Below are 14,147 nucleotides of genomic sequence, written 5' to 3' on the forward strand. Positions count from 1 at the left end.
CCGCTGATGCGCTCTACCCGACTACGCTTCCGCGCACACCTGCTGGGCCGACGTGCCGGCAGGTTGGCCCGGAACGCGCGGCTCAGCGGCCGAAGCCCCAGCGTACAGCCGCCGGCCCGGCCCAACAGGGCGGTCCGGGACGGCGGCTGACTTGCCGTTAACTATGCGCCGATCTCGGTCTGTTCCCGCATTCTGGCGGCGAGCTGGCCGGGCATCGCCTCGTGCCGCAGGTACCCGCGGCTGAAGCGGCCGGTGCCGTGGGAGAGCGAGCGCAGATCGACGGCGTAGCGCCCGATCTCGATCTCCGGCACCTCGGCACGGATCAGGGTGCGGCCGGCGCCGGACTGCTCGGTGCCCACGACCCGGCCGCGGCGGCCGGAGAGGTCGCTGAGCACCTGGCCGACATACTCGTCCGGCACCAGGACGCCCACGTCGGCGACGGGTTCCAGGAGGTCGATGGTGATCTGCGCGGCGGCCTCCCGCAGGGCCAGCGCGCCCGCCGTCTGGAACGCGGCGTCCGAGGAGTCGACCGAGTGGGACTTGCCGTCGAACAGCGTGACCCGGATGTCGACGAGCGGATGTCCGGCGGCGATCCCGCGGGCGGCCTGGGCGCGGACGCCCTTCTCGACGGACGGGATGAACTGCCGGGGGACCGCGCCGCCGACGACCTTGTCGACGAACTCGATGCCGGAGCCGCCCGGCAGCGGTTCGACCTGGATCTCGCAGATCGCGAACTGGCCGTGGCCGCCGGACTGTTTGACGTGCCGGCCGCGGCCCGCCGCGGAGCCGCCGAACGTCTCCCGCAGCGCGACCTTGTGGTCGACGGTGTCGACCTGCACGCCGTAGCGGGAGCGCAGCCGCTCCAGGGCCACGTCGGCGTGCGCCTCGCCCATGCACCACAGGACCACCTGGCGGGTGTCCTGATTGTGTTCCAGGCGCATCGTGGGGTCCTCGGCGACCAGCCGGGCCAGCCCCTGGGACAGCTTGTCCTCGTCGGCCTTGCTGTGCGCCCGGATCGCGACCGGCAGCAGCGGGTCCGGCATCGCCCACGGTTCCATCAGCAGCGGGCCGTCCTTGCCGGAGAGGGTGTCGCCGGTCTCGGCGCGCGTCAGCTTGGCCACGCAGGCCAGGTCGCCGGCGATGGCCTGGGGGAGCGGGCGCTGCTGTTTGCCGAACGGCGCGGACAGCGCGCCGACCCGCTCGTCGACGTCGTGGTCCTCGTGGCCGCGGTCCTCCAGGCCGTGGCCGGAGACGTGCACCGTGTCGTCGGGGCGCAGGGTGCCGGAGAAGACCCGGACGAGGGAGAGCCGGCCCACATACGGGTCGGAGGAGGTCTTGACCACCTCGGCGGCGAGCGGGCCCTCCGGATCGCAGCCCAGGCTCGGCCGCGGGGAGCCGTCGGGGGTGGTCACGGCGGGTGCCTCGCGCTCCGCGGGGGTGGGGAAGCCACCGGTGATCAGTTCCAGCAGTTCGACGGTGCCCAGCCCCTGCTTGGCGTCGTCGGCGGCCGGGGCGGCGGCCAGCACGGGGTGGAAGGAGCCCCGGGCGACCGCGGTCTCCAGATCGCCAACGAGCGTCTTGAGCTCGATCTCCTCGCCCGCGAGGTAGCGGTCCATGAGGGACTCGTCCTCGCTCTCGGCGATGATCCCCTCGATGAGGCGGTTGCGGGCCGCCTCGATCAGCGGGAGCTCGTCCTCGGTGGGGGCGCGCTCGGTGCGCTCCCCGGAGGAGTAGTCGAAGACGCGCTGGGACAGCAGGCCGATCAGGCCGTTGACGGGGGCGTGGCCGTCCGCGCCCGGGGGGCCGTACAGCGGGAGGTAGAGCGGCAGGACGGCGTCCAGGTCGTCACCGCCGAAGGTCACCGCGCACCGCCGGGTCATCTCGTCGAAGTCGGCACGGGCGGCCTCCAGGTGCGTGACGACCAGTGCGCGCGGCATCCCGACGGCCGCGCACTCGTCCCAGACCATCCGGGTCGCACCGGCCACGCCGTCGGCCGCCGAGACAACGAAGAGGGCCGCGTCCGCTGCGCGCAGACCGGCCCTGAGCTCCCCCACGAAGTCGGCGTATCCGGGGGTGTCCAACAGATTGATCTTGATTCCGCCCCAGTCGACGGGGACCAGGGAGAGCTGTACGGAGCGCTGCTGCCGGTGCTCGATCTCGTCGTAGTCGGAGAGGCTGCCGCCGTCCTCCACGCGGCCCGCCCGGTTGACCGCGCCGGACGCCAGCGCGAGTGCCTCGACCAGGGTGGTCTTTCCGGAGCCGCTGTGGCCGACCAGCACCACATTGCGCAGGGCAGCGGGCCGGTCGGCCGCTGGTGCCCTTCCGGCGGCTCCTGGTTGTGTACTCGACTTCTCGCTCATGTGTCTCGCCTCCAGGTCGACACTTTGCGGTGATTCGAGCTTTCCACCGGGTTCAGGATGCGTCCATACGTGGCACACCCGCCCGCTGCTCGCAAGGCACCACCCGGCCGCCCGGCGGTGCCCGCGGGCGCGTGGGCGGGCGCGCGCAGGCGGGTCCGAGCCGTGTGATGCACCCCGCGCCGCGATGCGTTCGCGGTGCCCCACGGCCGCCTGGCTACGATGGGCCAGCCGGTGGCCCCTTGACCGCGCGGCCCGTATCGACTTTCCGGGAAGGTCATGCTGAACAAGTACGCGCGTGCGTTCTTCACGCGTGTTCTCACACCGTTCGCCGCCCTGCTCATCCGTCTCGGGGTCAGCCCGGACGCGGTCACCCTCGTCGGGACCGGCGGTGTGGTGGCAGGCGCCCTGATCTTCTATCCCCAGGGTGAGTTCTTCTGGGGCACGGTCGTGATCACGCTGTTCGTCTTCTCCGATCTGATCGACGGCAACATGGCGCGCCAGCTGGGCCGCTCCAGCCGATGGGGCGCCTTCCTGGACTCCACCCTCGACCGGGTCGCGGACTCGGCGATCTTCGGCGGGCTGGCCCTCTGGTACGCGGGGCGCGGCGACAGCCTGGCGCTCTGCGCGATCGCCATCTTCTGCCTCGCCAGCGGCCAGGTCGTCTCGTACACCAAGGCGCGAGGTGAGGCCATCGGGCTGCCGGTGGACGTGAACGGCCTGGTGGAGCGGGCCGAGCGGCTGGTCATCTCGCTGGTCGCCTGCGGTCTGTCCGGGCTGCACAAGTTCGGCGTGCCGGGCGTCGAGGTCCTGCTGCCGATCGCCCTGTGGGTGGTCGCCGTCGGCAGCGCCGTCACCCTCGGCCAACGCGTGGTGACGGTACGCCGGGAGTCGGCCGAGGCCGACACCATCGCTCAAGGGGGGAACGGCTGATGGGAAGCCGGACGCTGATCGACACGGAAAAGCTGACGGACGGGCTGTACGGCCTGGGCTGGAGCACCGTCAAGCGGCTCCCCGAAGGGGTCGCGGTGCAGCTCGGGCAGCAGCTCGCGGACCTCGCCTGGCGGCGCCGCGGCAAGGGCGTCCAGCGCCTGGAGTCCAATCTCGCCCGGGTCGTCCCGGACGCCTCCCCGCAGCGGCTGGCCGACCTCTCCCGGGCCGGGATGCGCTCGTACATGCGGTACTGGATGGAGTCCTTCCGGCTGCCGGTGTGGAGCCCGGAGCGGATAAAGGCCGGTTTCGCCCCCGAGGACGTGCACCACCTGGAGGACGGCCTCAAGAGCGACCGGGGCGTGATCCTGGCCCTGCCCCACATGGGCAACTACGACCTCGCCGGCGTCTGGGTCACCACCAAGCTCAACACCCCGTTCACCACCGTCGCCGAGCGCCTCAAGCCGGAGTCCCTCTACGACCGGTTCGTCGCCTACCGCGAGGGCCTGGGCATGGAGGTGCTGCCGCACACCGGCGGCGCCGCGTTCGGCACGCTGGCCCGGCGGCTGCGGGCCGGCGGCCTGGTCTGCCTGGTCGCCGACCGCGACCTGTCCAGCTCCGGGATACCGGTGAAGTTCTTCGGCGAGGAGACGAAGATGCCGGCCGGGCCCGCGATGCTCGCCCTCCAGACCGGCGCGATGCTGCTGCCGGTCACCCTCTGGTACGACGACAGCCCCGTCATGCGCGGCCGGGTCCACCCGGAGATCGAGGTGCCCGAGAACGGCACCCGCACCGAGAAGGCGGCCCACATGACCCAGGCGCTCGCCGACACCTTCGCCTCCGGCATCGCCGACCACCCCACCGACTGGCACATGCTCCAGCGGCTGTGGCTCGCCGATCTGGAGCCGCGCGGCGCCGCCGCCGGAACGGAGCCCGCGTGAAGATCGGCATCGTCTGCCCGTACTCCTGGGACGTCCCCGGCGGCGTGCAGTTCCACATCCGCGACCTGGCCGAGCACCTGATCCGCCTCGGCCACGAGGTCTCCGTACTGGCCCCCGCCGACGACGAGACCCCGCTGCCCCCCTACGTCGTCCCGGCCGGCCGCGCCGTCCCCGTCCCGTACAACGGCTCGGTCGCCCGCCTCAACTTCGGCTTCCTCTCCGCCGCACGCGTCCGCCGCTGGCTGCAGAACGGCGCCTTCGACGTCATCCACATCCACGAGCCCGCCTCGCCCTCCCTGGGCCTGCTCGCCTGCTGGGCGGCACAGGGCCCGATCGTGGCGACCTTCCACACCTCCAACCCGCGCTCCCGCGCCATGATCGCCGCGTATCCGATCCTCCAGCCCGCCCTGGAGAAGATCAGCGCCCGGATCGCGGTCAGCGAGTACGCCCGCCGCACCCTGGTCGAGCACCTCGGCGGCGACGCCGTGGTCATCCCCAACGGCGTGGACGTCGACTTCTTCGCCCGGGCCGAACCCCGGCCCGAGTGGCAGGGCCGCACCATCGGCTTCATCGGCCGGATCGACGAGCCGCGCAAGGGCCTGCCGGTCCTGATGAAGGCGTTGCCCGCGATCCTCGCCGCGGTCCCCGACGCCCGACTCCTGGTCGCCGGCCGCGGCGACGAGGAGGAAGCGGTCGCCGACCTGCCCGCCGAGCTGCGCTCCCGGGTCGAGTTCCTCGGCATGGTCTCCGACGAGGACAAGGCGCGGCTGCTGCGCAGCGTCGACGTCTACGTCGCGCCCAACACGGGCGGTGAGTCCTTCGGCATCATCCTCGTGGAGGCGATGTCCGCCGCGGCGCCCGTACTGGCCAGCGACCTCGACGCGTTCGCCCAGGTCCTGGACCAGGGCGAGGCCGGCGAACTCTTCGCCAACGAGGACGCCGAGGCGCTCGCCGCCGCGGCCGTCCGCCTGCTGAACACCCCCGACCGGCTCGCCGAACTCCGCGAACGCGGCAGCAAGCACGTCCGCCGCTTCGACTGGACCACCGTCGGAGCGGACATCCTCGCCGTCTACGAGACGGTGGCCGCCGGCGCGTCGGCAGTCGCAACGGACGAACGGGTGGGCGCGCGGGGGCGTCGCTGGCTGGCCAAGGATTAGTCCCCGGACGTTTTTGGCTGTCCCGCCGTGGGGGTTTCTCGCCGTTGCGCCTGGCGGCGCTGGCTGTTGTCCGCTGCGCGGGGCTGTTGGGTGCGGTGTCGGGTTGGAGGGGTCGGTGTGCAGGACTGCTGCGCTTTACGTCCTGCACACCGACCCCTCCAACCCGACCCCTCCCGGTGGTGGTGAGGAAAGACGGTGGGTGGGGGGCAGCGTGAGTGGTCGCCTCCCGGTCGCTGATCGCCCCGGTCACCACTCGACAGCGGACCCGCACCGTCCCCCTAAGGACACCCCAACTCACCTGAATTCCACCCACCAACGGGAGGGGACGGGTCTGTGGGGTGGGGGTGTGCCGGACGTAAAGCGAAGCAGTCCGGTACACCCCCACCCCACAGACCCGGCACCGCGGCCGACCAGCCCCGCGCAGCGGCAACGCCCGCCGCAGGCGAAACGACGCCGCACCCGGCAACGTGCGAGGCCCAGCCCCGCGCAGCGGACCCGCCGCGAGGCGCAAAACGCGAACCCCCACGGCGGGGAGGCCGACAACGTGCGGGCCCCAACCAACCACCGCGGCCGATCGCGATAGCGTGACCGGCCGTGACGACGTTTATTTGGATCGCCGCCGCGATCGTCCTGATCGGTGTCTACCTGAGCTGGACGGCCGGTCGGCTCGACCGGCTGCACGCGCGCATCGACGCGGCCCGGGCGGCGTTGGACGCCCAGTTGCTCCGGCGGGCCTCGGTCGCGCAGGAGGTGGGGACGTCGGGTGTGCTGGATCCGGCCGCGTCGATCGTGCTCTATCAGGCCGCGCACGAGGCCCGGCAGGCGGCGGAGGACCACCGTGAGGTCGCGGAGAGCGAGCTCAGCCAGGCGTTGCGGGCGGTCTTCGAGGACGAGGCGCAGCTGGAGGCGGTGCGGGAGGCTCCGGGTGGCGAGCGGACGGTCGCGGAGCTGACCGCGGCGGTGCGGCGGGTCCCGATGGCGCGCCGGTTCCACAATGACGCCGTGCGGGCGGCGCGGGCGGTCCGCCGGCACCGGGTGGTCCGTTATCTGCGGTTGGCCGGCCATGCGCCGTTCCCGTTGGCCTTCGAGATGGACGACGAGGCGCCGGCCGTATTGGACGACCGCTCGGTCGGGAGCTGACCGACCACGAAGCGAAAGCGGGCCTTCCGCATGCCGAGACGGTAGACGCCGCAAGCCACTGACCTCTAATTGGCCCTTTTCCCAGGTCACTGACCCACGGTTGTGTAGGCGCCGAAGCGCAACCACCCGCACTGAGTGAGGTCAACGTGTCCAGCACGCCCACTACGCCCCAGACCCCCGAGACCGGAACCGCTCGCGTCAAGCGCGGTATGGCCGAGCAGCTCAAGGGCGGCGTGATCATGGACGTCGTCACGCCGGAAGAGGCGAAGATCGCCGAGGACGCCGGTGCCGTCGCCGTCATGGCCCTGGAGCGGGTCCCGGCCGACATCCGCAAGGACGGCGGGGTGGCCCGGATGTCCGACCCCGACATGATCGACGGCATCATCAACGCCGTCTCCATCCCGGTCATGGCCAAGTCCCGGATCGGCCACTTCGTCGAGGCCCAGGTCCTCCAGTCGCTCGGCGTCGACTACATCGACGAGTCCGAGGTCCTCACCCCGGCCGACGAGGTCAACCACTCCGACAAGTGGGCCTTCACCACCCCCTTCGTCTGCGGTGCGACCAACCTGGGCGAGGCCCTGCGCCGTATCGCCGAGGGCGCGGCCATGATCCGCTCCAAGGGTGAGGCCGGTACCGGCAACGTCGTCGAGGCGGTCCGCCACCTGCGTCAGATCAAGGGCGAGATCGCCAAGCTGCGCGGCTGCGACAACAACGAGCTGTACGCCGCCGCCAAGGAGCTGCGCGCCCCGTTCGAGCTGGTCAAGGAGGTCGCCGAGCTCGGCAAGCTGCCCGTCGTCCTGTTCTCCGCCGGTGGTGTCGCCACCCCCGCGGACGCCGCGCTGATGCGCCAGCTCGGCGCCGAGGGCGTCTTCGTCGGCTCCGGCATCTTCAAGTCCGGCGACCCGGCCAAGCGCGCCGCCGCGATCGTGAAGGCCACCACCTTCTACGACGACCCGAAGGTCATCGCGGACGTCTCCCGCAACCTGGGCGAGGCCATGGTCGGCATCAACTGCGACACCCTCCCCGAGGCCGAGCGCTACGCCAACCGCGGCTGGTAAGGACGCAGAAACTGATGAGCACCACTCCCACCATCGGTGTGCTGGCGCTCCAGGGCGACGTCCGCGAGCACCTCAAGGCGCTCGCGGACGCCGGCGCCCAGGGGCTTCCGGTCCGCCGTCCCGAGGAGCTCGCCGGGATCGACGGCCTGGTCATACCCGGCGGCGAGTCCACCACCATGTCCAAGCTGGCGGTCTCGTTCGGCATGCTGGAGCCGCTGCGCGCGTTCGTGCGGGCGGGCCGGCCGGTCTACGGCACCTGCGCCGGCATGATCATGGTCGCCGACAAGCTGCTGGACGCCCGCGAGGACCAGGAGACGCTCGGCGGCATCGACATGATCGTGCGCCGTAACGCCTTCGGGCGGCAGAACGAGTCGTTCGAGGCGGCCGTCGAGGTCACCGGGATCGAAGGCGGCCCGGTGGAGGGCGTCTTCATCCGGGCGCCCTGGGTCGAGTCGATCGGCGCCTCGGTCGATGTCCTGGCGACGTACGGTGGACATACCGTGGCAGTGCGGCAGGGTAACGTGCTCGCCACGTCGTTCCACCCGGAGTTGACCGGTGACCACCGCATCCACGGGTTCTTCGTGGACATGGTGCGTGCGGTGACCCCTCAGGGGGAGCGTGCGTAAGCGCTCCGTGAGGGGTGGAGTTCGGGACACCGGCCGCCCTCCCGGTAGGATCTGGGGCGATCGTTTCTGAAATTGGTTACGCGAAGGAGACAGGCGGATGTCCGGCCACTCTAAATGGGCTACGACGAAGCACAAGAAGGCCGTGATCGATGCCAAGCGCGGCAAGCTCTTCGCGAAGCTGATCAAGAACGTCGAGGTCGCGGCGCGCATGGGCGGCGTCGACCTGGAAGGCAACCCGACGCTGTACGACGCCGTGCAGAAGGCGAAGAAGCAGTCGGTTCCGAACAAGAACATCGACTCCGCGATCAAGCGCGGTGGCGGCCTCGAAGCCGGTGGCGCCGAGTACGAAACGATCATGTACGAGGGCTACGGCCCCAACGGCGTCGCGGTCCTCATCGAGTGCCTCACCGACAACCGCAACCGTGCCGCGTCCGACGTCCGGGTCGCGATGACCCGCAACGGCGGCTCGATGGCCGACCCCGGTTCGGTGTCGTACCTCTTCAACCGCAAGGGCGTCGTGATCGTCCCCAAGGGCGAGCTGAGCGAGGACGACGTGCTCGGCGCGGTCCTGGACGCCGGTGCCGAGGAGGTCAACGACCTCGGTGAGTCCTTCGAGGTGCTCAGCGAGGCCACCGACCTGGTCGCGGTGCGCACCGCGCTCCAGGAGGCCGGCATCGACTACGACTCGGCCGAGGCCAACTTCGTCCCGACCATGCAGGTCGAGCTGGAGGAAGAGGGCGCGCGCAAGATCTTCAAGCTGATCGACGCGCTGGAGGACAGCGACGACGTGCAGAACGTCTTCGCCAACTTCGACGTGTCCGACGACGTCATGGCCAAGGTCGACGCCTGACGGTCGCGGACTTACCGGTCGTACGACGGGCCGGCGGGGACACACCCCGCCGGCCCGTCGGTTTGTCAGTGGCAGCTACTAACCTGCAGGAACACAGGAACAGACGACCGAACGACGGCAAGGGGCGGGGACCGATGAAGGTGCTGGGGGTGGACCCGGGGCTGACGCGGTGCGGGGTCGGCGTGGTGGACGGGGTCGCCGGGCGGCCGCTGACCATGGTCGGCGTCGGCGTCGTCCGGACCCCGGCGGACGCGGACATCGCACACCGCCTGGTACTGATCGAGCGCGGCATAGAAGAGTGGCTCGACACCCACCGCCCCGAATTCGTCGCCGTGGAGCGGGTCTTCAGCCAGCACAACGTCCGTACGGTCATGGGCACCGCCCAGGCCAGCGCGGTCGCCATGCTGTGCGCCGCCCGCCGCGGGCTGCCGGTCGCGCTGCACACCCCCAGCGAGGTCAAGGCCGCGGTCACCGGCTCAGGACGGGCCGACAAGGCGCAGGTCGGCGCGATGGTCACCCGCCTGCTGCGGCTGGACGCACCGCCCAAGCCGGCGGACGCCGCCGACGCCCTCGCCCTGGCCATCTGCCACATCTGGCGCGCCCCCGCGGTCAACCGCCTCCAGCAGGCGCACGCCGCGGCCCGCCGCGCCTCCGCTCCCGTACGCACGCTGAAGGGCACCCGATGATCGCCTTTGTCTCCGGCCCGGTCGCGGCCCTCGCCCCGGACGCCGCCGTCGTCGAGGTCGGCGGCATCGGCATGGCCGTCCAGTGCACGCCGAACACCCTGTCCGGGCTGCGGGTCGGCACGCCGGCCAAGCTCGCCACCTCCCTCGTCGTCCGGGAGGACTCGCTCACCCTCTACGGCTTCGCCGACGACGACGAACGGCAGACCTTCGAGCTGCTGCAGACCGCCAGCGGCGTCGGCCCCCGGCTCGCCCAGGCCATGCTCGCCGTGCACTCCCCGGACGCCCTGCGGCTCGCGGTGTCCACGGGCGACGAGAAGACGCTGACGGCCGTGCCCGGCATCGGCAAGAAGGGTGCGCAGAAGCTGCTGCTGGAGCTCAAGGACCGGCTCGGCGCGCCGGTCGGCACCGCCCGTCCGGTGGCCGGGGCCGCGGCGCCGGCCGGCTGGCGCGACCAGCTGCAGGCCGCGCTGGTCGGCCTGGGCTACGCCGCCCGGGAGGCCGACGAGGCGGTCGCCGCGGTGGCCCCGCAGGCCGAGGCGGCCGCCGCCGCGGGCGGTACGCCGCAGGTGCCGCAGCTGCTGAAGGCGGCGCTGCAGACCCTCAACCGGGCCCGATGACCGCCGCCGCGCCCGCGCGCCCCCGACCGTACGACCACGCAGGCGGCCCGGCCGCCCCGACTCCGCGAGGCAATCCGCAGTGAACTGGGACGACACCGCACCGTCCACCGCCGAGGAGACCGCCGACGGCCCGGCCGACCGGCTGGTGGCGGCCGACGCCGACGGCGAGGAGAACGCCGTCGAGGCCGCACTGCGGCCCAAGGACCTGGCCGAGTTCGTCGGCCAGGAGCGGGTCCGCGAACAGCTCGACCTGGTGCTGAAGGCGGCCCGCGCCCGCGGCGCCACCGCCGACCACGTCCTGCTCTCCGGCGCGCCCGGGCTGGGCAAGACCACCCTCTCCATGATCATCGCGGCCGAGATGGGTGCCCCGATCCGGATCACCTCCGGTCCCGCCATCCAGCACGCCGGCGATCTGGCGGCGATCCTCTCCTCCCTCCAGGAGGGCGAGGTCCTCTTCCTCGACGAGATCCACCGGATGTCCCGGCCCGCCGAGGAGATGCTCTACATGGCGATGGAGGACTTCCGGGTCGACGTGATCGTCGGCAAGGGGCCGGGCGCGACCGCGATCCCGCTGGAGCTCCCGCCGTTCACGCTGGTCGGGGCCACCACCCGGGCCGGCCTGCTGCCGCCGCCGCTGCGCGACCGGTTCGGCTTCACCGGCCACATGGAGTTCTACGCCCCCGTCGAGCTCCAGCGCGTCATCCACCGCTCCGCCGGTCTGCTCGATGTGGAGATAGAGCCGGACGGCGCCGCCGAGATCGCCGGCCGCTCCCGTGGGACGCCCCGGATCGCCAACCGCCTGCTGCGCCGGGTCCGCGACTACGCCCAGGTCAAGGCCGACGGCGTGATCACCCGCGAGGTCGCCGAGCAGGCCCTGGGGGTCTACGAGGTCGACAGCCGCGGGCTGGACCGGCTCGACCGCGCGGTGCTCACCGCCCTGCTCAAGCTGTTCGGCGGCGGCCCGGTGGGACTGTCCACCCTCGCGGTCGCGGTGGGGGAGGAGCGGGAGACGGTCGAGGAGGTCGCCGAGCCCTTCCTGGTGCGCGAGGGTCTGCTGGCCCGTACGCCGCGTGGCCGAATCGCGACCCCCGCGGCGTGGGCCCACCTCGGGCTGGTACCGCCGCAGCAAGTGGGCGGAAGCGGACAGGCGGGACTGTTCGAGGCATGACGGCGCGGAGACTCGCCCGGTCAGGAACTGCGGTGCGATGCTGGGCGTTGTTCCACTGGTGCGGACTCGCTTAGACTCCGCCGATGCCGTCCGTATGGACGGTATTTCCACCTCTGTATATGAGACCGCGGAGATGCGGTCGTGCGAAGGATTTCCGTCCCGTGAGTATCATGACTCTCCTCCCCTTCATCGTCCTCATCGGGGCCATGTTCCTGATGACGCGGTCCGCCAAGAAGAAGCAGCAGGCGGCGCAGCAGATGCGCAACGAGATGCAGCCCGGCACCGGCGTCCGCACGATCGGTGGCATGTACGCCACCGTCAAGGAGATCCACGAGGAAACCGTCCTCCTCGAGGTCGCCCCCGGCGTGCACGCCATCTACGCCAAGAACGCCATCGGCGCGGTGCTCGCGGATGAGGAGTACAACCGCATTCTGGACGGTGCCGACCCGATCACCGGCGAGGACAAGCCGGTCGTTCCGGACGACGTCTCGTCGCTGACCGGTGCCGACGAGGCCACCGAAAAGGGTGACAAGGCCGGCAAGATCGACCTGGGCAAGGCCGAGGCCGGCGACGACGCCGCGGTCGACGAGGCCGACAAGGCCAAGGACGCCGAGGCCGACAAGGCTGACAAGACCGACAAGGCTGACAAGGCCGACGAGCCGGCCGCCAAGGGCGACGCCGCCAAGGACGGCAAGGCCGGCGACGCCGACGCGAAGTAGTCCGTTCCGTAGTGGGGAGCCGCGGCACGTACCCGATCGGGCGCACCGCGGTTCCCGGACGGTCTAGGCTCCGGCGGGGGCACGTCCCCACAACACTTCGTGGCCGCTCGGCAGACATCCCAGGCCGAGGGGTTGGACAGGGAGAAACGACAAGGTGGCAGCACCGAAGAAGGGCCGCAGGGCGCCCGCGAACCAGGGGCATCCAGGGCGCACCCTGATCCTGGTCCTGATCGCGATGGTGGCGCTGATCGGAGGCATGTTCTACTCCGGCACGCTGACCCCCCGACTGGGCATCGACCTGGCGGGCGGCACCAGCTTCACGCTGGCGGCGCAGAACCAGCCGGGCAAGCCCAACGCGATCAACGAGACCAACATGAACACCGCCGCCGGCATCATGGAGCGGCGGGTCAACGGTCTCGGTGTGACCGAGTCCGAGGTCCAGACGCAGGGTCGCGACCACATCATCGTGAACATCCCCAAGGGGACGGACGCGAAGCAGGCCCGCCAGCAGGTCGGCACCACCGCCCAGCTCGCGTTCCGGCCGGTGCTGACCACCGCCGCGGGCACCAAGGCCCCCGAGCCTTCGCCCAGCCCTTCCAAGGGCGGTAAGGACGGCGAGAAGGCCGGCGGCAAGGGCCAGCAGAGCGCCTCGCCGACGCCGAGCGCCAGCGCGTCCCACCAGGGCCGCGCGGTCACGGACGCGCTGAAGAAGCCGTCCGCCTCGCCCTCGGCCTCCGCGTCGGACAAGCCCTCGGCGCAGCCGACGCCGCCCGCCCCCGGTGGCGCGGACGTCCCGGCGGCCCTGCAGAAGCAGTTCGCGGCGCTGGACTGCTCCACGAAGCAGAGCCTGGCCCAGGCCAATGAGCAGGCCGCCGGTGCCAAGCCCAGCGACCCGGTCGTGGCCTGCAAGGACGACGGCTCCCAGAAGTACGTGCTCGGCCCGGTCGGTGTCGAGGGCCAGGACGTCAAGGACGCCAAGGCGGTCTTCGACTCCCAGCAGGGCCAGGGCTGGATCGTCCAGATGGACTTCACCTCCGACGGCGGCAAGAAGTTCGCGGACGTCACCGGCACGCTCGCCGCCAAGGCGCAGCCGCAGAACCAGTTCGCGATCGTGCTGGACGGCGCGGTGGTCTCCGACCCGCGCGTCAGCGAGCGGCTCAACGGCGGCAACGCCACCATCTCCGGCGGCTTCACCCAGCAGACCGCCGAGGACCTCGGCAACATGCTGTCGTACGGCGCCCTGCCGCTCTCCTTCAAGATCGACGACGAGACCACGGTCACCGCGGCGCTCGGCGGCGAGCAGCTGCACGCCGGTCTGATCGCCGGTGCCATCGGCCTCGCGCTGGTCGTGATCTACCTGGTCGCCTACTACCGGGGGCTGGCGCTGGTCGCGCTGGCGAGCCTGGGGGTCTCGGCGGTCCTGACGTACACGATCATGACGTTGCTCGGGCCGGCCATCGGGTTCGCGCTGAACCTCCCGGCGGTCTGCGGTGCCATCGTCGCCATCGGTATCACCGCCGACTCGTTCATCGTCTACTTCGAGCGCATCCGGGACGAGATCCGGGAGGGCCGTAGCCTGCGTCCGGCCGTCGAGCGCGGCTGGCCTCGGGCCCGCCGCACGATCCTGGTCTCCGACTTCGTGTCGTTCCTGGCCGCCGCGGTGCTGTTCATCGTCACCGTCGGCAAGGTGCAGGGCTTCGCGTTCACGCTGGGTCTGACCACCGTCCTCGACGTGGTCGTGGTGTTCCTCTTCACCAAGCCCCTGATGACGCTGCTGGCCCGGCGGAAGTTCTTCTCCGACGGCCACTCCTGGTCCGGCCTCGACCCCAAGCGCCTGGGCGCCAAGCCCTCGCTGCGCCGTCGTCGCACCGCCCCCACCCAGACGAAGGAGGCGTGAG

13 protein-coding genes are annotated in these 14,147 nt (G+C 71.4%); 12 read left to right on the forward strand and 1 reads right to left on the reverse strand.

Annotated elements, in window-relative coordinates; translation table 11 throughout:
- Positions 1–161: 161 nt before the first annotated feature.
- Positions 162–2,360: an elongation factor G-like protein EF-G2 gene (locus CG747_RS15160; protein ID WP_100602249.1), complete on the reverse strand. Its 2,199-nt coding sequence runs from the start codon at positions 2,358–2,360 to the stop codon at positions 162–164.
- 276 nt (positions 2,361–2,636) lie between these two features.
- On the opposite strand from CG747_RS15160, the gene pgsA reads away from it, so the two are divergent.
- The 12 genes from pgsA (at position 2,637) to secD (ending at position 14,146) form a co-directional block, all read left to right on the forward strand.
- Entirely contained in the window at positions 2,637–3,290 is a 654-nt protein-coding gene (gene pgsA, locus CG747_RS15165) for a phosphatidylinositol phosphate synthase (RefSeq protein WP_100602250.1), read from the forward strand.
- Positions 3,290–4,228 carry a phosphatidylinositol mannoside acyltransferase gene (locus CG747_RS15170; protein WP_100602251.1) on the forward strand — a complete coding sequence of 313 codons (939 nt, stop codon included), beginning with the start codon at positions 3,290–3,292 and terminating at the stop codon, positions 4,226–4,228. Before pgsA ends, CG747_RS15170 begins: the two co-directional genes overlap by 1 nt.
- Complete coding sequence (locus CG747_RS15175; protein ID WP_100602252.1) at positions 4,225–5,385, forward strand: glycosyltransferase family 4 protein; 1,161 nt, start codon at positions 4,225–4,227, stop codon at positions 5,383–5,385. Before CG747_RS15170 ends, CG747_RS15175 begins: the two co-directional genes overlap by 4 nt.
- Before the next feature lie 594 nt (positions 5,386–5,979).
- On the forward strand, positions 5,980–6,525 hold the full coding sequence (locus CG747_RS15180) for a hypothetical protein (protein WP_100602253.1): 546 nt from the start codon (positions 5,980–5,982) through the stop codon (positions 6,523–6,525).
- A gap of 146 nt (positions 6,526–6,671) precedes the next feature.
- Positions 6,672–7,583: a pyridoxal 5'-phosphate synthase lyase subunit PdxS gene (gene pdxS, locus CG747_RS15185; protein WP_046928996.1), complete on the forward strand. Its 912-nt coding sequence runs from the start codon at positions 6,672–6,674 to the stop codon at positions 7,581–7,583.
- Positions 7,584–7,597: 14 nt separating this feature from the next.
- Positions 7,598–8,209: a pyridoxal 5'-phosphate synthase glutaminase subunit PdxT gene (gene pdxT / locus CG747_RS15190; protein WP_100602254.1), complete on the forward strand. Its 612-nt coding sequence runs from the start codon at positions 7,598–7,600 to the stop codon at positions 8,207–8,209.
- A 97-nt stretch (positions 8,210–8,306) separates the two neighbouring features.
- The gene (locus CG747_RS15195) at positions 8,307–9,059 is read left to right on the forward strand and encodes a YebC/PmpR family DNA-binding transcriptional regulator (protein WP_100602255.1); all 753 of its coding nucleotides are present in this window, start codon (positions 8,307–8,309) and stop codon (positions 9,057–9,059) included.
- 134 nt (positions 9,060–9,193) lie between these two features.
- The gene (gene ruvC, locus CG747_RS15200) at positions 9,194–9,745 is read left to right on the forward strand and encodes a crossover junction endodeoxyribonuclease RuvC (RefSeq protein ID WP_100602256.1); all 552 of its coding nucleotides are present in this window, start codon (positions 9,194–9,196) and stop codon (positions 9,743–9,745) included.
- Positions 9,742–10,362 carry a Holliday junction branch migration protein RuvA gene (gene ruvA, locus CG747_RS15205; RefSeq protein ID WP_100602257.1) on the forward strand — a complete coding sequence of 207 codons (621 nt, stop codon included), beginning with the start codon at positions 9,742–9,744 and terminating at the stop codon, positions 10,360–10,362. Before ruvC ends, ruvA begins: the two co-directional genes overlap by 4 nt.
- A gap of 79 nt (positions 10,363–10,441) precedes the next feature.
- Positions 10,442–11,530 carry a Holliday junction branch migration DNA helicase RuvB gene (ruvB, locus tag CG747_RS15210; RefSeq protein WP_100602258.1) on the forward strand — a complete coding sequence of 363 codons (1,089 nt, stop codon included), beginning with the start codon at positions 10,442–10,444 and terminating at the stop codon, positions 11,528–11,530.
- Between the two features lie 161 nt (positions 11,531–11,691).
- Entirely contained in the window at positions 11,692–12,249 is a 558-nt protein-coding gene (gene yajC / locus CG747_RS15215; RefSeq protein ID WP_100602259.1) for a preprotein translocase subunit YajC, read from the forward strand.
- 154 nt (positions 12,250–12,403) lie between these two features.
- Positions 12,404–14,146 carry a protein translocase subunit SecD gene (gene secD, locus CG747_RS15220; RefSeq protein WP_100602260.1) on the forward strand — a complete coding sequence of 581 codons (1,743 nt, stop codon included), beginning with the start codon at positions 12,404–12,406 and terminating at the stop codon, positions 14,144–14,146.
- Position 14,147: the final 1 nt, after the last annotated feature.

The organism is Streptomyces sp. CB02959 (assembly GCF_002803155.1).
Classification (GTDB): Bacteria; Actinomycetota; Actinomycetes; order Streptomycetales; family Streptomycetaceae; genus Streptomyces.

Coding starts and splice junctions, on each gene's coding strand:
- ruvC (WP_100602256.1), top strand. CDS start 9,194: ATGAAGGTGCTGGGGGTGGACCCGGGGCTGACGCGGTGCGGGGTCGGC.
- pdxT (WP_100602254.1), top strand. CDS start 7,598: ATGAGCACCACTCCCACCATCGGTGTGCTGGCGCTCCAGGGCGACGTC.
- CG747_RS15170 (WP_100602251.1), top strand. CDS start 3,290: ATGGGAAGCCGGACGCTGATCGACACGGAAAAGCTGACGGACGGGCTG.
- CG747_RS15195 (WP_100602255.1), top strand. CDS start 8,307: ATGTCCGGCCACTCTAAATGGGCTACGACGAAGCACAAGAAGGCCGTG.
- CG747_RS15160 (WP_100602249.1), bottom strand. CDS start 2,360: ATGAGCGAGAAGTCGAGTACACAACCAGGAGCCGCCGGAAGGGCACCA.
- pgsA (WP_100602250.1), top strand. CDS start 2,637: ATGCTGAACAAGTACGCGCGTGCGTTCTTCACGCGTGTTCTCACACCG.
- ruvA (WP_100602257.1), top strand. CDS start 9,742: ATGATCGCCTTTGTCTCCGGCCCGGTCGCGGCCCTCGCCCCGGACGCC.